Origin of the sequence: Limosilactobacillus viscerum (genome assembly GCF_947387525.1) — a bacterium.
GTDB lineage: Bacteria > Bacillota > Bacilli > Lactobacillales > Lactobacillaceae > Limosilactobacillus > Limosilactobacillus viscerum.
The window spans coordinates 1-21,002 of the sequence record NZ_CANDNW010000029.1 but is presented as its reverse complement, the minus strand read 5'-3'; the positions used below and the strand labels follow the sequence as shown (position 1 = coordinate 21,002).

The 21,002-nt window shown below is 42.4% G+C and carries 17 protein-coding genes and 1 pseudogene; 9 read left to right on the top strand and 9 right to left on the bottom strand.

The window, feature by feature from the left end:
* Window positions 1–995: 995 nt before the first annotated feature.
* Window positions 996–1,154, bottom strand: a pseudogene (locus QOS07_RS07845) (GntT/GntP/DsdX family permease); the annotation flags it as partial.
* A 19-nt stretch (window positions 1,155–1,173) separates the two neighbouring features.
* Window positions 1,174–2,694 (bottom strand): gluconokinase, encoded by a 1,521-nt coding sequence (locus QOS07_RS07840; protein ID WP_283588413.1) that lies wholly within the window; start codon window positions 2,692–2,694, stop codon window positions 1,174–1,176.
* A gap of 207 nt (window positions 2,695–2,901) precedes the next feature.
* On the opposite strand from QOS07_RS07840, the gene QOS07_RS07835 reads away from it, so the two are divergent.
* Window positions 2,902–3,291, top strand: coding sequence for an iron-sulfur cluster biosynthesis family protein (locus QOS07_RS07835; protein ID WP_283588412.1), 390 nt, complete (start codon window positions 2,902–2,904; stop codon window positions 3,289–3,291).
* A gap of 106 nt (window positions 3,292–3,397) precedes the next feature.
* Here QOS07_RS07835 and QOS07_RS07830 read toward each other — a convergent pair whose 3' ends face one another.
* Complete coding sequence (locus QOS07_RS07830) at window positions 3,398–3,610, bottom strand: hypothetical protein (RefSeq protein WP_283588411.1); 213 nt, start codon at window positions 3,608–3,610, stop codon at window positions 3,398–3,400.
* Between the two features lie 312 nt (window positions 3,611–3,922).
* On the opposite strand from QOS07_RS07830, the gene QOS07_RS07825 reads away from it, so the two are divergent.
* Window positions 3,923–5,605 carry an alpha-glucosidase gene (locus QOS07_RS07825; protein WP_283588410.1) on the top strand — a complete coding sequence of 561 codons (1,683 nt, stop codon included), beginning with the start codon at window positions 3,923–3,925 and terminating at the stop codon, window positions 5,603–5,605.
* A 16-nt stretch (window positions 5,606–5,621) separates the two neighbouring features.
* The gene (locus QOS07_RS07820; RefSeq protein WP_283588409.1) at window positions 5,622–7,004 is read left to right on the top strand and encodes an SLC45 family MFS transporter; all 1,383 of its coding nucleotides are present in this window, start codon (window positions 5,622–5,624) and stop codon (window positions 7,002–7,004) included.
* Between the two features lie 156 nt (window positions 7,005–7,160).
* Here the strand turns inward: QOS07_RS07820 and QOS07_RS07815 are convergent, their stop codons facing one another.
* The gene (locus tag QOS07_RS07815; RefSeq protein WP_283588414.1) at window positions 7,161–7,622 is read right to left on the bottom strand and encodes a substrate-binding domain-containing protein; all 462 of its coding nucleotides are present in this window, start codon (window positions 7,620–7,622) and stop codon (window positions 7,161–7,163) included.
* Window positions 7,623–7,771: 149 nt separating this feature from the next.
* Complete coding sequence (locus tag QOS07_RS07810) at window positions 7,772–8,143, bottom strand: LacI family DNA-binding transcriptional regulator (protein WP_283588408.1); 372 nt, start codon at window positions 8,141–8,143, stop codon at window positions 7,772–7,774.
* Between the two features lie 165 nt (window positions 8,144–8,308).
* On the opposite strand from QOS07_RS07810, the gene QOS07_RS07805 reads away from it, so the two are divergent.
* Window positions 8,309–10,627, top strand: coding sequence for a glycoside hydrolase family 31 protein (locus QOS07_RS07805; protein ID WP_283588407.1), 2,319 nt, complete (start codon window positions 8,309–8,311; stop codon window positions 10,625–10,627).
* A gap of 343 nt (window positions 10,628–10,970) precedes the next feature.
* Here the strand turns inward: QOS07_RS07805 and QOS07_RS07800 are convergent, their stop codons facing one another.
* Both QOS07_RS07800 and QOS07_RS07795 read right to left on the bottom strand, forming a co-directional pair.
* On the bottom strand, window positions 10,971–13,475 hold the full coding sequence (locus QOS07_RS07800; protein WP_283588406.1) for a mucin-binding protein: 2,505 nt from the start codon (window positions 13,473–13,475) through the stop codon (window positions 10,971–10,973).
* 78 nt (window positions 13,476–13,553) lie between these two features.
* Window positions 13,554–14,150: a YSIRK-type signal peptide-containing protein gene (locus tag QOS07_RS07795; protein ID WP_283588405.1), complete on the bottom strand. Its 597-nt coding sequence runs from the start codon at window positions 14,148–14,150 to the stop codon at window positions 13,554–13,556.
* 617 nt (window positions 14,151–14,767) lie between these two features.
* Here QOS07_RS07795 and msrA point away from each other — a divergent pair.
* Both msrA and tpiA read left to right on the top strand, forming a co-directional pair.
* A complete protein-coding gene (gene msrA, locus QOS07_RS07790; RefSeq protein WP_283588404.1) occupies window positions 14,768–15,292 on the top strand; it encodes a peptide-methionine (S)-S-oxide reductase MsrA in 525 nt (174 codons plus the stop codon).
* Between the two features lie 47 nt (window positions 15,293–15,339).
* Window positions 15,340–16,116, top strand: coding sequence for a triose-phosphate isomerase (gene tpiA / locus QOS07_RS07785; protein WP_283588403.1), 777 nt, complete (start codon window positions 15,340–15,342; stop codon window positions 16,114–16,116).
* A gap of 86 nt (window positions 16,117–16,202) precedes the next feature.
* On the opposite strand, the gene QOS07_RS07780 is transcribed toward tpiA, so the two are convergent.
* The gene (locus tag QOS07_RS07780; protein ID WP_283588402.1) at window positions 16,203–16,511 is read right to left on the bottom strand and encodes a hypothetical protein; all 309 of its coding nucleotides are present in this window, start codon (window positions 16,509–16,511) and stop codon (window positions 16,203–16,205) included.
* Window positions 16,512–16,626: 115 nt separating this feature from the next.
* On the bottom strand, window positions 16,627–17,280 hold the full coding sequence (locus QOS07_RS07775) for a phosphatase PAP2 family protein (RefSeq protein WP_283588401.1): 654 nt from the start codon (window positions 17,278–17,280) through the stop codon (window positions 16,627–16,629).
* A 96-nt stretch (window positions 17,281–17,376) separates the two neighbouring features.
* Here QOS07_RS07775 and QOS07_RS07770 point away from each other — a divergent pair, with 96 nt between their 5' ends.
* The 3 genes from QOS07_RS07770 (at window position 17,377) to QOS07_RS07760 (ending at window position 20,871) form a co-directional block, all read left to right on the top strand.
* On the top strand, window positions 17,377–18,618 hold the full coding sequence (locus QOS07_RS07770; protein WP_283588400.1) for a chloride channel protein: 1,242 nt from the start codon (window positions 17,377–17,379) through the stop codon (window positions 18,616–18,618).
* 112 nt (window positions 18,619–18,730) lie between these two features.
* Entirely contained in the window at window positions 18,731–19,390 is a 660-nt protein-coding gene (locus QOS07_RS07765; RefSeq protein WP_283588399.1) for a hypothetical protein, read from the top strand.
* Between the two features lie 869 nt (window positions 19,391–20,259).
* The gene (locus QOS07_RS07760) at window positions 20,260–20,871 is read left to right on the top strand and encodes a tyrosine-type recombinase/integrase (protein ID WP_283588398.1); all 612 of its coding nucleotides are present in this window, start codon (window positions 20,260–20,262) and stop codon (window positions 20,869–20,871) included.
* Window positions 20,872–21,002: the final 131 nt, after the last annotated feature.

Below are 21,002 nucleotides of genomic sequence, written 5' to 3'. Positions count from 1 at the left end.
TACTTTTGTTTGTGGTTATTCAAAAGTCTATCACAAATGACTTTTTTATTTTTCTAACTTAATTTTACAAACCGCGTTGCAAAAAAATATTGCTTTATCTATGTTAATAAGGTATACTATAATTGTAGTCAAGGAAAGGAGTCGCGACCTTACCAAGGCTACAGCGTTCCGGAAGTGATTCCCTGAATCCGGAAAGGGGATGATACTGATGGAAACAAAAGTCACCCGGAAAGAGAGGCTGCCATGTTATCGCACTGACAATTTGGTTGTTGTCGGTAGCCGCGATTAACTTCGCTAAGGCTTATGCGATAATAAAAAAAGCTAATCGCAAATAGCGGTTAGCTGGTTAGTCTAATTTCCGGAACGCAAGAAGTCAAGAGATGGAGCCTCTTGGCTTTTTGCATATTCAGTATACCATATTAACGTGAGAAGGTCGATACAGATGGTTAGTGATGCCCAGAAAAGAGCCAAACAAAAATGGGATAGTAATAATAAGGAAAAGAACCGAATTTACCGCTACCGATCATACGCCCGAAAGTTCATCCGTGACTTGGCGACTGATGACGATTTAAGAGAATTGCAAAAAATGATAGACAAGCGATTTAGTGAGTAATTAAAAAATGAACTATTCATCATTGGAATGGTTGGTCTTTGTATTATATTTGTCGTATAATATAATTAATCATAAAGCTTACTGGAGTCAGCCGTGGAAAAGGCTGGCTCTTTTTCGTATACTTTAAATATGCAGGCTTTATGATTCGAGCAGTTCATAAAAGAGTTAGATATGCTTTATTAGCAAATGTACCTAACTACGAACGTCCAAGATACAAATATGCTATAATAGAAGTATGGAAAGAGCACTAGATACTACTACGGAGCCTAGTGCGAGGGCTACCCCATAGTCCCAAAGGGAAAACATATTCTATATATAGATAAAAACGGCGACTCAATTAAGAGTCGTCGTTTATTTTTGCTATTTTCATATATTAGATATTGCCAATTTCAATCGTTGTTGGGATCTTAGTCAGTGGTAAGCCGAGCATTAGGGCAACAATAAATGAGGTAATAACAAGTGCAACGAAGGTGTTGAGCTTCAGTTTAACAATCATGAAGATCAACAGGATAACACCAATTAAGACAATGAGTAATGGCATAAGTTAAATCTCCTTTAGATTATTTTTGTTGTAATTTAGCAATCGTTGAGTATGCAGGAGTTAGGAGTCCTTCAACCTGTTGGAATAATGGCAGGAATTTCTGATAAACTTCAACTGCTTCAAAGTTTGGCTGGTAGGACTTTTCTTCACCAATGAAGTTCTTCACCGCAGCCAAGCTATCCACCATCCCCAGGCTCTTCATTGCCATTGTGATGGCGCCAAGGCAGCCGGATTCAAACGATTCGGGGATGTTAACAGGACAATTCAAAACATCGGCGAGCATTTGTCGCCAAACTTCTGCCCGCGCAAATCCACCAGTGGCGGTAACGCTCTTTGGGCTACCAACCAGGTCACGAACTGCTTCAAAGACAGTGGCGATATTCATGTTAATTCCTTCCATGACCGCCCGGAGCATGTCGGCCCGGGTGTGCAGGTTATTTAGTCCAAAGAAAGAACCGCGGGCATTGGCATCCCATAGCGGGGCCCGTTCACCACCAAGAAATGGCAGGAAGATCAATCCATTAGCCCCAGCAGGTTCACCTTCAATTACCCGGTTAGCCAGTGTGAATGGATCGGTATTTTCGTTCTTAACAGCACTTGGGGTAACCAAGTGTTGAACAGCCCATTGGTAGACATCCCCACCATTATTAAGCGGGCCACCGACAACCCAGAGACCATTATCAACGGCGTAGCAGAAAAGGCGTTCCTGTGGGTCAATTACGGGGTGGTCAGTGATTACCCGGACACCAGCAGAGGTACCAATCGTAATTGCAACGGTGTCCTGTTCGATTGCGCCAACACCGAGGTTAGAAAGGGCACCGTCAAAGGCACCATAAACAAACGGTGTATCAACTGGAATGTCCATCTTTGCCTGGGCATCCGTGGTTAAACCAACTGCCTGACTAGTTCCGTTAACAATTTCCGGCAGCTGTTCCTTATTAACGCCAGTAATCTCGAGTGCCTTTGGATCCCAGTCCCCAGTGTTAATATTCATCATCCCGGTACAGGAAGCAATGGAGATATCAACCTTGAAACTGTTGAAGAAGCGGTAGAAGAGGTAGGACTTGATGTCACCAAAGTAGGCGGCTTGAGCAACCTTTTCTGGCGCTGCTTTCTTTAACCAGAGTAACTTGGTTAACGGGGACATTGGATGAATTGGCGTTCCCGTATTGGCATACATTTCCTTGCCAAGTGGCGACCGCTTTAATTCGTCAGCTGCTTGGCGTGCTCGTGTATCAGCCCAGGTGATGACCCGTGATTGAGGCTGGAAGTGGTCGTCTAATAAGATTAAGCTTTGGTTAGCACTGGAAAAAGAAACCGCTAACAATTTTTCAGATGAAAAATCAATCTCTTGGCCGGCATCATGGATCACCTGTTCAACTGCCTGAACCATTGCTTCAGGGTTTTGTTCAGCCATACCGTTACTATCACGGTACAGTTCGTATCCCTGACTAAATTGTTTAATTACTTGCGCGTGTTCGTTGTAGAGGACGGCTTTTGTACTAGTCGTACCAACGTCAACACCAATTAAGTAGTTCATTTCTGTAATCTCCCTTTGCTGATTTTTTTGAAAGCGTTTTGGTTTATCGTTACACCAAATAATATACTCACCTGTGTAAGCGATGTCAAGAATATTTTACTAATTAGGGAATCGTTTTCCTAAATTTAGTCATCGATGAGCAGGAAAATTGCCTTTCTGGCGCTATCCAGTAAAATAAAATTAGTTTAGGAAAGGACGGGTGGGAAAATGAAAGTTACCTTTACAGATGAAGCACGAAAACGAATTGAACGCTACTTAGCACCAGGAAAAAAGATCCTTCTCGACTATGATGATGGTGTTGGACCGTTCTCAGCAATCGGAAATTGCTCGCTTGAGAGTGGTTACCAGTTGATCTTTGTTGACCGTGGAGTCTCGCTTCCCGACTTCAACCGGGCATTGGAATCCAATATTGGCCAGATCTTAATTAAGGGTGAGTCACTTCCCCAGTTTGAAGATGAGATGGAGGTACGTTTTAACCAACACCTCTTCACAATGCCGCTTGTCAGCCGGAAGGGAATCTTAACTGACAATATTGAGGTAATCGACTATAGTGGCATTCCGTTGCCGGCCCAACAGGGAAAGGCACATGATTGCTAGTGCGGTAATACTATGATATTTATAAACATAAACGAGGCCCAAGGTTCGGTGATTTAACCGAACTTCGGACCTCGTTTTGTATATTTTTTGGATATCTCGTCAGCCTCTATAGTAGGAACTTAAAGAGCAAAATAAGCAGGAGTGTTAAAACACTGAGTGCAACTACACCCCAGTAGTGACGACTGCTGTTATCTGCTTCAACTGCCCGATAAATAAAAATAATTGCGCAAATGATCGCTGCAAAGATGGCGAGCATCATGAGGTAAAAGCTAACCCCGCTGCCAATGTTGTGATAAAGGTTTGCGTAAAAGATGATCATTCCAACGTACATTACAAATGCGTAGGCATAGTTGCCAAGCCGGAAGTTCCTAATAAGTCAGTACGCAAACAATAGCACTAAAAGAATACTGATTATATTGATGAACATAATAATTCCCTTCCTTTATCTATAACCTTATTATAAACATAATTCACCATTTGTGTATTTTAGTATCTTGAATGTACTCGTTTTCAAATCGTATTTTTGTAAACGCTTGCATTATTCTGATAAGGTGTTAAGATAATGACTGTAAGGAAATGTAAACGATTGCATAATCTTAATTGAATTTGGAATTGAAAGGTTGATATAGCAATGGAAAATAAGCATTGGTGGAATAATTCAGTTGTTTATCAGATTTATCCAAAGAGTTTCCAAGACAGTAATGGTGACGGGGTTGGTGACCTGCGCGGAATCATTAACCGTCTTGATTACCTGCAAAAGCTGGGGGTTGATATTGTCTGGCTCAACCCGATCTATAAGTCACCGCAGGTTGATAACGGTTATGACATTAGCGATTACCAAGCAATTAATCCCACGCTTGGCAACATGGACGACTTCCAGGAACTGATTGATGGCATCCATGAGCGGGGGATGAAGTTAGTGATGGACTTAGTTGTCAACCATACTTCAGACCAGCACAAGTGGTTCCAAGAGTCTAAGAAGAGTAAGGATAACCCTTACCGGGACTACTACATCTGGCGGGACGGCAAGAATGGCCAGGCACCGAATAACTGGGGTTCATACTTCTCCGGTTCGGCATGGCAATATGATAAAGAAACTGATCAGTACTTCTTGCACCTCTTTGCTCCGCAGCAGGTTGACCTAAACTGGGAAAATCCTAATGTGCGTCACAGCGTCTATGACATGATGAACTGGTGGGCTGCCAAGGGAGTTGATGGCTTTCGGATGGACGTGATCAACTTAATTTCTAAGCCAGAAGGTCTACCGGATGGTAAGAAGGCGCCTGATGAGAAATATGCCAATGTTGAACCAATTGTTGCTAATGGTCACCGCATTCATGAATTCTTGCAGGAAATGAATAAGAACGTCATGAGTAAGCACAAGATGATTACGGTTGGTGAAACACCTGGTGCAACGCCAGAAGGCGCACAAAAGTACGCTAACCTGGAAAATACCGAATTGAATATGGTCTTCCAGTTTGAGCACATGGGCTTGGATGCTAACCCAAACCCAGCGCTTGGTAAGTGGTACGACCAAAAGACGAAGCTAAGTGACCTCCGGGATAACTTTACTAAGTGGCAAGAAAAGCTGGCTGGTAAGGCTTGGAACTCGCTTTACTGGAACAACCACGACCAGCCACGGGTAGTTTCACGCTTTGGTGATGACACGACTGAAGACAACCGGGTCAAGTCGGCCAAGATGTTAGCAACGATGCTCCACTTCCAACAAGGAACGCCGTACATTTATGAAGGGGAAGAAATTGGGATGACCAATGCTTACTTCCCGCGGTTAGCTGATTACGTTGACTTGGAATCAATCAATGCCTACCATCAATTAGTCGATGACCAGCATCTGCTGGATGGGAAGACAATGATGAAATATATTGCCATGCACAGTCGGGATAATGCCCGGACGCCAATGCAATGGGATGATACCGCCAATGCTGGCTTTACCACGGGTAAGCCATGGGAAAAGGTTAACCCGAACTACAAAGACATCAACGTTGAACAAGCATTGGCTGATCAGAATTCAATCTTCTATTACTACCAGAAGCTGATTAAGCTCCGTCACGAAATGCCTGTAATTACTAACGGTTCATACAAGTTAGTTGATGGCAATGAAAAAGATCCCGACGTTTTTGCCTACTTACGGCAGAATGATCAGGCAACGTTATTGGTCATCTTGAATTACACCAATAAGACATTAGAACGGCACTATGATGTACCAGAAAACGCTTCGTTATTAATTTCTAACTATGAAGATGATGCCGGTGACACCATCCAGCCGTATGAAGCAAAGGTTTATCAATTTTAGATAAGAGGTAATAATCATGGATAAAAAGACGAATGAAGATAACCGGGTGGACCTCGACTCCGGGATGCCGAGTTTAACCAAGACACAGATTTTCTCAATTACATTTGCATTCTTCGGCATCAATATGGCTTTCTCGCTGCAAAGTTCCCAGATGAGTCGGATTTGCCAAACAATTGGTGCTAACCCTAACAATCTAGGATTCTTCTTTATCTTCCCACCACTGATGGGGATGATTGTTCAACCAATCCTTGGGCAAATGTCTGACCGCACCTGGAACCGGTTTGGCCGGCGGCTTCCTTACTTACTGTTTGGGACGCCAATTGCCGCATTAGTTCTGATCATGCTGCCATTCTCTGGCTCTTTTGGCTTCGGCTATGGTTCACTGGCCGCAATGACCTATGCCGCCGTTGCTATCTGTTTCATGGACCTGTTCTCTAACGTCTGCATGCAGCCACTCCGGATGCTGGTTGGTGACATGGTTAACAACAAGCAAAAGAACGCTGCCTGGTCCTGGCAACAGGTCTTCTCTAATGGTGGTGCCATCCTTGCAACTGTCTTGCCATTTATCTTTACTGCTTGCGGTATGTCAAACACGGCTAAGCGGGGTGTTGTTCCGCACACCGTTATCTGGGCTTACCTCTGTGCTGCCGCTGTTTTACTGATTACTGGTTTGTGGACGGTCTTCAACGTTAAGGAATATGACCCACAGACTTATGCTCGTTACCACCGGATTGATGTTAACGAAGCCCACCAAAAGGTTAGCCTTTGGAAACTAGTTAAGCAGGCACCACGGTCCTTCTGGGAAATCAACCTGGTCCAATTATTCTCTTGGTTTGCTATTATGTATGTTTGGACTTACACTACCGGGACCGTTGCAAAGAACATCTGGCACACAACTGATGTTTCTTCAGCAGGGTACCAGGCCGCTGGTAACTGGTATGGTATCTTAACCGCCGTTTACAGTATTGCCGGAATCGTTTGGGGATTGCTTTACGCCAAGGCAAAGGCTAACTCCCGGAAGAAGTGGTACGTATTCGGGATGATTCTTGGTGCGATTGGTTTAGGCAGTATGGCCTTCATTACTTCAAAGACATTATCGGTTATCGCAATGATTCTCTTTGGGATTGCTAACTTCAGTATCAACACTATTCCGTTCACCCTGTTGACTTCATCACTGAACGGTAAGAATGAAGGTGCCTACCTTGGACTCTTCAACGTTGGAATCTGTGTTCCACAAATTTTGGCTTCACTGTGCAGCTTCATTATCTTCCCACTGGTTGGTCACAACCAAACGATGATGATGTTAATTGCTGGTTTGTCACTTCTTGTTGGTGCCTTAGTAGTTCCACGGATTCACGAAGGGGTTACGGTTCAAAAAGCAGCAGAATCACAAAATTAATTAATTCGAAAAGAAAGCTTTCGTCAGTGTTTCAACACTGGCGGGGGCTTTTTAAGTTATAAGGGTAATATTATGTAAAGCATGAAAAAGGTGGCCCAAGGTTCAGCTTTTTAGTTGAGCCTTGGGCCGCTTAATTGTTCACTTGTAGTAATCTTTTTAATTTAAGTCCTTTACACTAGCACGTTCAACTATTTTGGTCGGAATAAATAGCGACTGGTCATCGTCAAGAAGGTTATCAACACTGGCGGTCCCCATCTTAAAGAAGTCTTGACTAACAGTTGTAAGCTCGGGAGTAACTATTTCGTCAATTATTGAGCCATCAATCCCGATAATTGACAGTTGGTCCGGCACTTTAACCCCGTTTCTGGCGGCCTCCTTAATTAAACCGGCCGCAATCATATCACTACCAGCAACTACGGCCGTTAAGCCCCGTCCCTGAATCTCCTGGAAAAGCTCTTTACCGTTCTCGTAGCTATAATTACCGTAGTGAATCCAGCCAGGGTCAATTATTAAGCCGGCATTGGTCATTGCTTTTTGAAAGCCAAAGAGCCGCTGCTGACCCGTAGATGAATGGTCAATCCCAACTAAACCAATTTTAGTGTGTCCCCTTTGGAGCAGGTAGTCGGTAGCTTCAATGCCGATCTTGACATCATCAGAAGAAATAAAGCGGTGCTCCGGATGACGGAGGTTGTAGATAGAGATTAACCGGTAGGGAGTATGCGCGTTACTAAGGGTATTAACCTGCTGGTGGTCGATCCTTCCTGAAATTAAAAGATCCCGGTGGCTTGATGCTCTAGTGCCTCGTTAATGGTTTCGTTTAAGCGTTGTGGGTCGTGCTCACCAGCGGAGAAGATTATTACCTTATGACCGCGTTCATGTGCCCGCTTTAAAATGCCATCAAGAATCGTTTGCCAAAAGTCGGTCTGCGTATAATTAATAATCACGGCGATTGTCTTGGTGATGTTTGAAGCTAGTTGAGAAGCAGCAACGTTTTTATGGTAACCCATTTGCTGGGCGATTTTGCGTACCCGTGCGCTAGTTTCCGGTCGAATTAAGTTGTCCTTATTCGCGAGGGCACGAGATACCGTTGCGGTAGACACCCCTGCAGCCTTCGCGATGTTTTTGATTGTCGGTTTCATACTACTAGTCCTCTCATTTTGTAACTAATTACATTATATGCTAAAACTCTTTTTACAGCAAACGCTTACATTCAAGTGAAATAATGTTTGTAAACGCTTGCAGAAAGTGGTAGAGTGAAGGTGTTAAGAAATTGCACTACGATATGCAGAAAGAGGAGACATGAAATGACTAATCGTTTAACGGGCTATCAAAATAGTGCGCCAAAGGTAACGTTAGAGTATGCCGATGGCCATAACCTAGTACTTGATGTTTACACTAACGAAATTATCCGGGTATTTGAGGACCGGGGCTGTGCTACCAATTCATATGCAATTGATGGTGACAAGCACCATAAGACTAGTTACACTGTTGATGATAAGGGTGACCACATTGAATTACGGACGCCAAGCCTAGTTGTCAAAGCATACGATGGTCACCATGTTGACTTTTATGACGGCGATGGCCACCCACTCGTATTAGATTATCGTGGGAAACGGCAACCACTGCCAAATGACCTTGATGATGAGCATAAGTCAACTGTTCTGGCGGAAGGACATAATATTGACCTGATAGGGAAGGAACACGATGGTTATTATGAAGTAATTAAATCACTTAGTCCTGATGAACACTTTTACGGTTTAGGTGACAAGCCCGGCTTCCTTGATAAGCGGGGGTATGATTATGATAACTGGAATGTGGACTTTGGTCAGGTCCACAACGAGTCAGTTAAGGGAATCTATAAGTCGATTCCGGTTATGTACGGATTGAAGAATGGTCACCCATATGGATTGTTCTTTGATAATACCTACAAGAGCCATTTTGACCTCGGGAAGGAAAGTGAGAATTACTACTTCTATTCAGCTGACGACGGTAACGTTGACTACTATGTTCTGGGTGGTCATACGTTGAAGGATGTAGTTGCAAACTATACCTACTTAACCGGGGTAACGCCGCTGCCGCAAAAGTGGGTATTGGGTTACCAGCAATCACGGTGGGGTTACAGCACTAGTGATGAACGGGTTCAAGCAATCGCTGATGGCTTTGAAAAGTACCACTTGCCAATCGATGTTATTCACTTGGATATTGACTACATGCGTGGTTACCGTGACTTTACCTGGGATACAACCAAGTTTAAGGAACCAAAGAAGTTCGTCGCTGAGATGAAGAAGCGGGGGATCCGACTGATGCCAATTCTTGATGCCGGCGTCAAAAAGGATGAAGATGGCTACGACATTTATGAAGAAGGGGTCAAGAAGGGCTACTTTGTTGAAAATCCAGATGGCTCTGTCTTTGTCGGCCGGGTATGGCCAGGCGATGCGGTATTCCCAGACTTTGGCCGTCCTGCGGTACGCGAATGGTGGGCTAAGCATGTTAAGTTCTTTGCTGACATGGGAGCCTGTGGTGTTTGGAATGACATGGATGAACCAGCCTCATTTGATGGAGAATTACCAAGTGATTTAATCTTCCATGATGGTGAAAAGAAGGCAACCCATAAGAAGATGCATAATGTCTTTGGTCATCTGCAAGCACAGGCTGCATATGAAGGGATGAAGGAAGCAACTGGGAAGCGGCCATACATTATTACCCGGGCTGCCTTTGCGGGGACACAGAAGTACTCTACCGTTTGGACCGGTGATAACCAGTCAATTTGGTCTCACTTGCAATTGGCAATCCCACAATTGAACAGTTTAGGAATGAGTGGGTTTGCGATTGCGGGGACTGATATTGGTGGTTTCCAGAAGGACACCACGCCAGAACTGTTAACCCGGTGGCTAGAAGCATCCCTGTTTGTTCCATTGTTCCGGAACCACGCTGAAATGGGGACCCGTTACCAAGAACCATGGGCATTTGACCGGAAGACGCTGGATATTTACCGGGACTACCTAAACCTTCGCTACCGCTTCGTACCATTCTTGTATGACCAATTACGGCACGAAACCGAATCGGGCTTACCAGTAATGCGGCCACTGGTTTTGAACTACGAACATGATCCGGCAGTACGGCAAATCAATGATGAGTACATGGTTGGTACTAGCATTTTGGTTGCACCAATTGTTAACCAGGGTGCGAATAAACGGCTGGTATACTTGCCAGCGGGAAAGTGGCTTGACTTCTGGAACAATGCAGAGTACTCGGGGCAACAAACGATCATGGTTAATGCTCCAATTGAAAAGCTGCCGTTGTTCATCAAGAAGGATACGATTCTGCCATGGGGTAACAAGGTTAAGCACATTAGTGACGAGCCAGAGAAGGTAATGACTTTCCGGCTATTCGGTGACTGTGGTGCTTACAAGCATTACCAGGATAATGGTTTAGACTTCAAGTACCAAGATGGTGAATATAATGAATACTACGTTGAAGTTGGCAGTAATGATCAAGTAGCGGTTAAGCTCAATAAGCATGGCTACCAGCCAACCTACGAGCGGATTTATGTAGAAACTGACCGTGGTCGGTTTGAATTTGACTACGATGCCGCTAGTGAGGATTATCAATTAGCAGAATAAGATAAATCAACCCGGCTCCTGTTGCGTAATTGTGACGGGAGCCGGGTTTTATTAATTACTTTACAGCGTCTTTATGGTGTTTAAAGAGTTGCGTACAGAGCATGAAATGGGGGATGATGATTCCAGAAATTGGGGGGCAGCCGTAGAACTAACACTCAGCTGAACATCAATAATTATTTTGCCTTCCAGTCCTTAATTGCACATAACTACTTTCATTTTCCGTAGCTAGGCACTAGGGTCCTGGATTGGGTCACGCGATATCTTTGCAATATTCGGAGCTAAAATAAGGAGGCCAATGACAAAACCGAGTTTTGTCATTGGCCCCTTCTTATTCTTTACTAAACTAGTTTTCCTTCCGTTTTTTACTTCTTAATAGGCCGAAGCCGAGCAATCCGGTAACTAAACCAAGAACACTCAAAGCTGACTTTTCATTACCAGTTTGTGGCAATTGAGCCGGTGATTGGCCCTTTCTAGCAGAGGTCGTCTTAACGGCTGGTTCGACAGGAGTTATAGCTTGATCGCTTTCAGAAGTAACGTTAGCGGCATTGATTGGAGTGTCAGCTATAGTAGCTTCTGCTGGGGCCTTAGGAATCACTCCAGAATTATCTGTTGGCGTAGCTAGTGTTACCGGCTTACTTGGTACTGACGGTTTGTTTGGTGTTGTCGGTTCTGCCGGTTCCTCCGGCTTATTTGGCGTTGTTGGATTTTCTGGAACTTCATTCTTAATGTAAGTTACGGTGACATCCTTGTTACCATCTGCATTAGTTGCGTCAACTTGTGCTTTATCTGCAGTGTAGCCATCAAGTCTTGGTGAAACAACAACAGCAAAGTTTGCAGTTGGCCAATCGTGCCAAGTGATCTGGCCGGTAGCGGCATCCTTTTCACCAGTCCGAGTCAATGTAACGGTTTGAACATGATCATCCAACGCCTTCGATCCATCATTATAAACGTAATGAATCGTTTGAGTATATTCCTTACTATCGGTTACTATGCTTGGAGCTTGCTTTGTATACTTAACAGTATATTCATTAGTTTTGCCGCTAGTAAATACTACAACCTGCTCCTTCTGCGTATGAGTATATCCAGCAATATTAGGGACCTCAACTGTCTGTGTTTGAATGGCAATTGGCTTCCAAGTGATTTCGTCGGTCACTGGATCTTGCATACCATATTGAGTGATAGTCTTACCAGTTAAGATAATATCATCATGAATTGATTTACCGGTTTGTGAATCCACAAAGTGTACAATGGCATCGCCAATCTTAACTTGACGAGTGACGTCCTTGTTAGGGTCCTCGGTGTACTTAATCGTGTATTCCTTGTTGGCATTGGCCGTAATCGTGACAACTTGCTTCTTGATATTAGGTGTATAGCCCTTAATTGTTGGTGCGGTGACCGTTCTCATATCGATATGAGAAGTTAATGGTGTCCAAGTAACATTACCGGTTACTAAATCTTTAGTTCCGGTTTGCGTGTAAGTCTTACCAGTAATGGTAGTGTCATTTGTCATTTTGTCACCGGTTTGTGCGTTCACAAAATGAACAGTAGCCGTACCAGCCTTAACCTCCTGAGTAACGGCTTGCGTATTATGTGATAGGTGAACTGTAAAGGTGTTACTTGCGTCGTCTGTACCATACTTTTGATTGGACTTAAAGTTATTGGAAACTAATTTATAGCCATTATCTTCATAGTTTTTAATAACTACTGTCGGGTCATCAGTGAAGTTAATCGTGTCGTTAAATTTGCCATCGGCTGTTGAAGTCTTCAAAGTTTTGCCTGTTGTATCATCGATATAAGTAATCGTGGCTGAGGCCGGATCCCTTACATAAACAACTTTTGTGTCCTTAGTCGGGTCGTTTGGTGTTACCGTACCCTGACCGTTATACTTCAAGTGCCATCCCGGGATTGATGGCGTTGTTTCCTTAGAGGTTACTTTTGTTGCGTCATTTGGATCGTTGCTATAATCCGGTGTTGGTGCATTGGGAATGGGGATATTATTCTCATCGACGGGAATAATCTTGCCGACTTTCTTATATACTATTTGAGATTCAGCTGTCGGCTTATCCGTCGTAACTGTTTCACCATCAACAGACTTAACTGGCGCAACATAGCCTTTTATTACTGGCACTGAAACCGATTTGAATTGGTGATTCTTTTCAGCACTATTAGATTTAAATACGTATTTTTGAGTACTTGCCGGTATTAATTCCGTACCACTTTCATCCACAAATTTAACGGTTTGACTAGCATTGATATTACCCTTTGAATGAGCGGTATTGCCTGACGGTGCTGCTGATACATCCACAGTACCGGACCCAATACCATCAGCAGAAACGTTCAGATTACTACTAATCGTCGCAGGATCAGTTCCTGATGGCACGGAGGTTGTAAAGTAAATATACATTGGTTGCTTGGAGTAGTCTTGATTATTTATGGTTAAGGGACCAGACTGTTTAAATTTAAATTCTTGAGTATGATCTGTGTTTTGTGCTTGCAAAGCAACCGAAGCATTATAATCGTAATGTTCATATGTATGATTTGAAGCATCTAATGGATAACCATTGGCATCCACGATTTCGTCATCGGCCACCTTATAAGCCATAATTGATGACTTATCCAAGGTTTGGTTACCGTTTAGAAGAGCATCAACATTGAAGTTGCGTAAATCAGTTTTCTTATAATTTAAATATAAACCATAAGAAACTTTGTTGGTATTTGGGTCTAGACTAAAACAAACGAACTTATAGGCTGGATACTTTTCATCATCGGTTGGCACCGGAGCCGGGTCAACAATCATTGGGACAGTAAAGTTTTTAGTTTGACTTTCAAACTGAATTGAAACTGGCACGTCGATTGTTGTCGTTTCTGCAACTGAATTCGTATAAGAAATCGATGGACTAATCGAAAAATCGCTTGAATCGTAGTCTTACTTGGCGGTTAATTGATAACGGCCGATGCCTAAATCTTTAACATCGAAATTGTCAGTCGTCAATGGTGTCTTATCAAAGTTTAGCGGTAGACCAGAGCCAATTGTAATGTCATAAACATCGCCCTTTTTGACATTAGTTAACTCTGGACTAGCGACTGTGATATTAGCCCAGCCCTTAGCATTCGCCTGAATTGAATTAGCACCGTTTTGGTAGATAATGCTACCTTTCCAGTCGCCAGCTAATTCTTGACCATTCGATGTTGCTGATGACGAATCAGAATCATCAGTAATGCCTTGAACCACTGGATGGTTAACAATATCTGATGAAGGTGATGTTTGGGAAGCCTCACCAGAAGTCCGTAAAGTTACTTGTGAAGAGCGATCAGTTTGACTGTCAACATTACTAGTAACGTCTGAAGTAGACATATTATCGCTTGTAGTATCAGCTTGAGCTACACCAGTTGTTCCAGCATAAAAAGTTAATCCTAATAAAACTGATGCCACACCAACGCTTAATTTACGTAATCCATAGTGTGGAACCTGTGTAGCATCTTGTTGCAACTTATATTTCCAATTCTTTGTACTTACTTGCATCAAATAACACCTTCCGTAGTTAGAAACCCTTTAATCATATTAAATAAAAATTTCTTTCGTCTCATATTATGAGGACAACAAGTCTCAAACTTTGCCGCAGCATTTTATTATATGATGTAATTTCAACACTACTTTTTTCTTAATTATTATTGTTATGGTAGCACTTTTCCTACTAAATACATAACTAGGCCATTACCATTTTAATTGACACTCTTGTCTGCCTTTGTCCTGCTTATGGAATTATAGTCATCTTTTTTCAAAATCTTGTTCATCTAATCCATTCACTTTTTTCTAAAATCTAATCTTATTCACATTTTTAATGCCCTACAACACTGCTTTTAATAGAATGTGCCGACAAATCTTAGTGATAGCTATTTCAATAGGAAAATAAAACATTTCTACCTATTTAAAATTAGATTAGACATAATCCAGTTATAGTTTTTTTGATGTTTACTCGTGACCATTTAAGAGTCGTTACTTTTTGAACATCGAGATTACTCAAAAAAGGAGGTCAAACTAATACCAATTTCTAGGATTTTGTAATAGAATCCTAAGTAATAAACTACTGCTATCTGGTAGCGCTATCCCTTGGTACAGTGAGAAAGAGGTTGATATTAATGAGTTTAGACACAGCAATCTTCGCCGGTGGTTGTTTTTGGTGCATGGTTGAACCATTTGATACTTATCCTGGTATTAAGTCGGTTGTTTCAGGGTACACCGGTGGTCACGTTGCCAATCCAACTTATGAGCAGGTTTGTTCTGGGACTACTGGCCATACAGAGGCTGTCAAAATCACCTTTGATCCAGATGTTATTTCCTACGACCAGCTAGTCACAATTTACTGGCATCAAACGGACCCAACCGATGCACTAGGGCAGTTTCAGGACCGTGGTGATAACTACCGCCCGGTGATCTTCGTTAACAGTCCAGTACAAAGAAAAATCGCCGAGCAATCTAAAGCGGCGCTACAGGCAAGTGGTGAGTTTGGGGATGCAAAGATTGTCACCCAAATTGAGGATGCCAAGCCATTTTACCCTGCTGAAGACTACCATCAGGATTTTTACAAAAAAGATCCGCGCCGGTATGCCTTACAGGAGCAGGGCGGTCGCGAGCAGTTTAAAAAACAGCACTGGGAAAACTAGACCAAATATGCAATAATAGACTAAAACGGCTTGATGGAGGAGATATCATGCGTAAACCTTTTATTGCTGCAAACTGGAAAATGCACAAAAATGTTGCTGAATCGGTCGATTTTGTTAATAAGATTAAGGATAAGCTTCCAGATCCAAACAAGGTTGAAGTGGGGATTGCACCACAAGCTTTTTCACTTTACAGCATGAAGCAAGCCGCTGGTAAGTCTGGCTTGAAGATCATTGCACAAAATGCAGCTGCTGAGTACAACGGACCATTTACTGGTGAGCTAAGTTTACGTGGGTTACATGACCTTGGCACAGACTACGTAATGCTCGGCCACATTGAGCGGCGGCGTTTATTTGGTGAAAACAACGAAGCAGTCAACAAGAAGGTTGCGGCGGCTCTTCAGATGGGCATTACACCAATTATCTGTACTGATGAGACGATGGTTCAAAAGGAAGTTAATGGTGAGATCCACTATGTTTTCCAACAACTTATGAGTGTTCTTCATGGCATTTCACTGGACCAGATTCGCAATGTAGTCATTTCCTATGAGCCTAGTTGGGCGGTTGGTGTTGGCCAGCATGCCAACGTCGCACTAGCAGAAGAAGGCTGTCGGACGATTCGCCGCACCATTGCCGACAATTATACCTATGAAATTGCGGACAAGATTCGAATCCTCTATGGTGGGAGTGTTAACCCGGATAACATCAAGGACTTAATGGCTAAACCAGATATTGATGGGGTCTTGATTGGTCGGGCCAGCCTTGATGTTGACAACTTCTTAAAGATGGTTAACTACCTCGGACCTGAGTCCAAAAAGAAGAAGTAAATAAAGGTGCAGTTTCCCGTGACGATTGTGTGATCGCTACGGGAAGAGACGACAAAAAAGGAGCCAAACTGATGGCTCCTTTTTTTTTACTTATTAATACTTTCAGCATAGTTTTTAGCATTCTGCAGCTCGTAAACAACCCAGGTCTCAATTAGGGTAATAATGCAAATCAAGAGGAAGGTGTACTTGGCGGACATAACGAACATTAAGAGTAGGAAAATCCAGGAAACCCAACTCCACTGGTTTTCAATCTTAATAATCCGGGCAACCCGTTTAGTCGGCTTGGCCCGGCCGGATTTTAGAAAGATGTTTCGCACATCGGCAAATAAACGGATTTCAACAAAACTTTCAATCAAAAAAATGATTGTCAGGGCCATTAGGAAAAAGTTTTCCATTAATCTTCACCTCAGAAAATAATAATACCTCTATAATTCTACCTGTTTGTAACCTAATCGGCAACTTCAGTTTAGAAGTAATGATTTACTTTAACCATCATCTAACCACCAACAATTAATCAAAAAAATCCTTTAAAGGTGCCAGTAACCATTCAGCACAACGGTGCCGTTCTGCATTGGTGATTAACCACCATCCAGCTGCCAACAGGAGCCCAGCGACGACATCACTTGCATAGTGTGCTCGAAGGTAAACCCGGGTGTACATAATTAGTAGTATCAACAGGGCACCAATAACAGTTGTTAGTGCGCGTACCCATTTACGTTTAATTAGCGGACAAATAAGGGTAACAAGGGTCAGAATAAAAATGGTTGTTGCAAAGGTATGGCCGCTTGGGAAACTGTAACCGCTAATTCTGACAAGCCGGTCACTTGGCCGGGGCCGCATTACCGTATATTTAACGATAATGACGAGTGCATAACCGACAAAGTCAAGAGCACCAAACCACAGACTATCAGCAATCCGTTTTCGCCACCATAGAAAGACCATTAATACTAAAGTTGCAACTTGTAAATTGAATGGATCACCGAACTGGGTGATTATCCTTAAAATACTTGTTTTATTTGGCATGGTTGGCTGGGTTAGCTGGTAACCGAAATGGTCCATGGCAGTTACCCACGACCGTCCATCCAGGAATGCCAAGAGGATTACGGCAAAGAGAGCCCAGCAAATAATCCCATACAATAATTGTCGTTTCTCATCTATTTTCATAAATATCTCCTTTTAAATACCTCTTCATTTTACCAAACTTTGGCGATTATAAGGGGACCATGATAAAATGATGTACGTTTGAGAAAGGTGGTACTGATGGAAGAAAAAAAGAACAATCTTGGCTTAGCATTAGCAACATTGGTATTAGGGGTTATTGTTGGTTTTAGCTCCCTTCTTTTAAGCGTGTTGCTTGATTTAACTGAGCACCTATTCTTAAATTTTCAGGAAACTAATCACATCCCGGTTGATATCAGTGCGGCACCAACTCGCCGCTTACTTTCCGTCCTAATTGGTGGGATCATTGCTGCCGTTATTTGGTACCTACTCCAACGAAAGTACCACCCAGTAGGGATAAATAAGGCAATTACAGGAAAGACGATGCCGCTAGGGAAAACATTGCTTCACGTTTGCACCCAGATTTTTTTTGTGGGAACTGGTAATTCAATTGGCCGTGAATTGGCGCCACGTGAGGCCGGTGCAGCAATTGCCCAGAAGTGGACCCGCAGTTTTGGCCCGGATTCAATTTGGTATTTATCTAAAGAAGACCAAAAGATGATCATTGCAGCTGCAGCTGGGGCCGGCTTCGCGGGGGTATATATTGCACCAATCACGGGTGCAGTTTTCTGCATGGAACTTCTTTATAAAAAGGTAAATACACGTGTTGCGGCGGTTAGTCTGACTATGTCAGTAATTGCCACTTTAATCGGCTCAATCGTTAAGGGCTATGAACCGTATTATTTAATTGGTAGTCGTCACTTTGGCCTGGCATTACTTCCCTTAGCGTTAGTTCTTGGTATTGTGAATGGCGCTGCAGGGACAGCATTTAAAGCGGGCGTAAAGGCGGCAAGTAAACGGCGGGCAGTAACTAAAAATGTCCTGCTCCAGTTGCCACTTTTGTCATTATTCGCCGGACTAATCGCAAGCTTTTACCCTCAAGTGATGGGAAATGGTCGTGGACTTGCACAGTTGGCGATGAATACTTCGACGATCAGCAAACAGGCATTGATTTTATTGGCCTTTGGCTTAGTTGCTAAAGTAGTGGTCACATTTGGTACGATTAAGTGTGGTGGATATGGTGGGATTTTGACACCATCAATTGCTGCCGGAGCCGTGATCGGGGTGCTGGTTGGAATAGTCTATGCCGGCTTTGTCCCTGGAGTCACGTTGGCGCAATCGGCGGTTTTAGGAGCAGCCTTTTTCCTGGCAGCTTCCCAGCAGGCACCGCTGATGGCAATGTTTATGCTTTTTGAGGTTTGTCACCTTGACTATACAGCACTTTTACCGCTGTCATTCGGTGTAGCGGTGGCGATTGCCACGAGTAAATTATTGCAAAAATAAGATAAGGATTGGCTGGCATTGATGTGTCCGCCAATCCTTTTTCTGTATTATTATTAGCCAGCAAGTTATAATGGCGGTGGATAGGGGTGTTGTAAATGGGGGCTACAACACGATGGAATACAAAGAACTATTAAACCAGTTAGTAATATTTTTTAGCAAGTGGAACCAAAAATATACGTCTACTGGCCAAATTAATCGCTTACGGATTGAAATGGCCGGTCAGCGAATCAAATATGTATTTAATGGGCAACCGCTGTGCCAGATTGAAATAGAGAATAAACAATTACTTCAGCATGAATATGGTAACAACCTTGCAGCAGCGGAGCGGGGATTACTAGTTAGTATCTTACAAACAACTAGTGACTTAGCAACGAGCAACCAGTTAAAAGAAGTTACTGATTTGGCCGAACGTCGAGAAATAATCGTCTTGCTTTTAAGAATTTATCATGACTTGGAAGAAGAAGTGAGCTGTTCTTTTCCTGAAGTGCGAGAGCTCTTTAACCACCGTTATTTTCAACAATCAGCGACGGACGAGAAACGGCAAGCCAAATTGCTGGCAACAATTGAGTTATTCCGCACTGATCTCTTAAGAACGATTAGGGGAGACGAAATTCCAATCCGGCGAATTGAACGGCGAATTTTGTATATTGATAGTATGTCGGTTGCTGAACTTTGCATTTTCTTTAATGCGGCAACCTTGATTACAGATTCAACTGACCGTTTTGCAAATGTCGAGGCGGCTGGTTGGCTTGTCAGGAAGGTCTGTCTCTAAGCCGTAAATAATCTAAAATCACCGCTTTGTCCTTTTACAATACATTGTGATAAATCAAAAAAATTTAAATTTATTATTGAAAATGAAGATTATAATATTATTAATTTTTATTTGGCTATTAGGCGAATTTACAGGTATTGTCAATCTATCACTTGAATAACGTTTACGCGCGAGGAACTATTTTAACGTTTTACTGATTTGACCAATCGCTTCAATTACGACTATAATAACAATCGTTCCAACTACAAGAATAAATGGTTTAAGCTAATCTCTTATTGATCATAATGGTATTACAAATACTGAGGGAATTATGAGACAGTCAGGAGATTAGGGTAGTTAAGGGGAACACTAGCAAATCCATAAACATGGTACGTTTAAAAGTGACCTATAACACCTTTAATCGTTCAACTTCACTTTTTGAAGCCGAGTGAAGTAGATAAACGTTTTCTCCTCCCCGAGAAAATGATAATCAAGTATCCTTAGTATTTTACTCCCATAAGTTACTAAGGATACTTTTTTACGTTAGTTTTAGTTTACATAATATCAGTTATGATAAAAATGATTTATAGGATTACTGGCAGGTAGTTTACATAATACGAAATAAGTGTTCTGCTTTCCTACTGAACAATTCCAATTCAAAAATTTGCTCTGAGACAAAATGAAATTCAAATGGACGGGTAGTTGCCCATCTAATTTTGCCTCAGAGCGTTTTTTGTTTTTGGGGCTATTTTTATTGTTTTCGATAGACTATAATTATATTATAGTCTATCGAGAATGCTGCTATAACAGCATTTTAATTTTAGCAAAAAAGTGTGATAGACTATAATGTAGTTATTACAAATAATGATCTATGAAATCTAGGTGGTATTTTGAAGCAGTTAGTTCTACCAATTAAAGACTCACAAATTTTAACGCAAGTTTTGGACTGCCTAAAAAATGATTTTAAATATGGCCAACGAAATTATTGTATTTTTCAAGTGGGTAAGGCGACGATGCTCCGGGTTAGTGATGTTATTTCTTTGAAGAAGTCAGATGTGTTCGACCAGGACGGTCAGATTATGAAAAATGCGTATATTGTTGACCAAAAGACAAAAAAACAGAACACACTCTATTTGCGTCCTGTTGAGAAAGATTTATTAGTTTATCAAAATTGGTTAATGCGGTACCAAATGCTTCATCCGGCAATGAAGGTATATGATAGTCCATGGCTATTTCCATCATTTGCCGATCCGGAAAAGCATATCGCCGGTCACACTTACTATGAAGTAATGCAAAAAGTCGGGGACCTTTTAGGGCTCAACTACTTAGGCACACATACTATGCGGAAGACCGGTGCCTACCGTGTTTATGAGCAGTCTCACCACAACATTGGCCTAGTGATGAAGTTGCTTAACCACTCTAGTGAGGCTGTTACCTTAGCATATCTGGGCCTTGACCAAGAAAGTCGTGAACAAATCCTGGATTCGATTGATTTTGGTTAAAGCAAAGTTATGATTGCCGCTATTGTTTTGAAACCAGAAAGTTTATAATTAGAGATGGCAGATTGCAAGAAATAACTTGAACAAATTTAGTAACGCAGATTACGCAAAAAGATCTCAATTGGTGTTCGCCA

What these genes read in the sequence shown, in the direction of transcription:
- QOS07_RS07795 (WP_283588405.1), bottom strand. Translation starts at nt 14,150, where the DNA reads ATGCAAGTAAGTACAAAGAATTGGAAATATAAGTTGCAACAAGATGCT.
- QOS07_RS07835 (WP_283588412.1), top strand. Translation starts at nt 2,902, where the DNA reads ATGAAAGTTACCTTTACAGATGAAGCACGAAAACGAATTGAACGCTAC.
- QOS07_RS07770 (WP_283588400.1), top strand. Translation starts at nt 17,377, where the DNA reads ATGGAAGAAAAAAAGAACAATCTTGGCTTAGCATTAGCAACATTGGTA.
- QOS07_RS07820 (WP_283588409.1), top strand. Translation starts at nt 5,622, where the DNA reads ATGGATAAAAAGACGAATGAAGATAACCGGGTGGACCTCGACTCCGGG.
- msrA (WP_283588404.1), top strand. Translation starts at nt 14,768, where the DNA reads ATGAGTTTAGACACAGCAATCTTCGCCGGTGGTTGTTTTTGGTGCATG.
- QOS07_RS07825 (WP_283588410.1), top strand. Translation starts at nt 3,923, where the DNA reads ATGGAAAATAAGCATTGGTGGAATAATTCAGTTGTTTATCAGATTTAT.
- QOS07_RS07805 (WP_283588407.1), top strand. Translation starts at nt 8,309, where the DNA reads ATGACTAATCGTTTAACGGGCTATCAAAATAGTGCGCCAAAGGTAACG.
- tpiA (WP_283588403.1), top strand. Translation starts at nt 15,340, where the DNA reads ATGCGTAAACCTTTTATTGCTGCAAACTGGAAAATGCACAAAAATGTT.
- QOS07_RS07780 (WP_283588402.1), bottom strand. Translation starts at nt 16,511, where the DNA reads ATGGAAAACTTTTTCCTAATGGCCCTGACAATCATTTTTTTGATTGAA.
- QOS07_RS07765 (WP_283588399.1), top strand. Translation starts at nt 18,731, where the DNA reads ATGGAATACAAAGAACTATTAAACCAGTTAGTAATATTTTTTAGCAAG.
- QOS07_RS07830 (WP_283588411.1), bottom strand. Translation starts at nt 3,610, where the DNA reads ATGATCATCTTTTACGCAAACCTTTATCACAACATTGGCAGCGGGGTT.
- QOS07_RS07775 (WP_283588401.1), bottom strand. Translation starts at nt 17,280, where the DNA reads ATGAAAATAGATGAGAAACGACAATTATTGTATGGGATTATTTGCTGG.
- QOS07_RS07840 (WP_283588413.1), bottom strand. Translation starts at nt 2,694, where the DNA reads ATGAACTACTTAATTGGTGTTGACGTTGGTACGACTAGTACAAAAGCC.
- QOS07_RS07810 (WP_283588408.1), bottom strand. Translation starts at nt 8,143, where the DNA reads ATGAAACCGACAATCAAAAACATCGCGAAGGCTGCAGGGGTGTCTACC.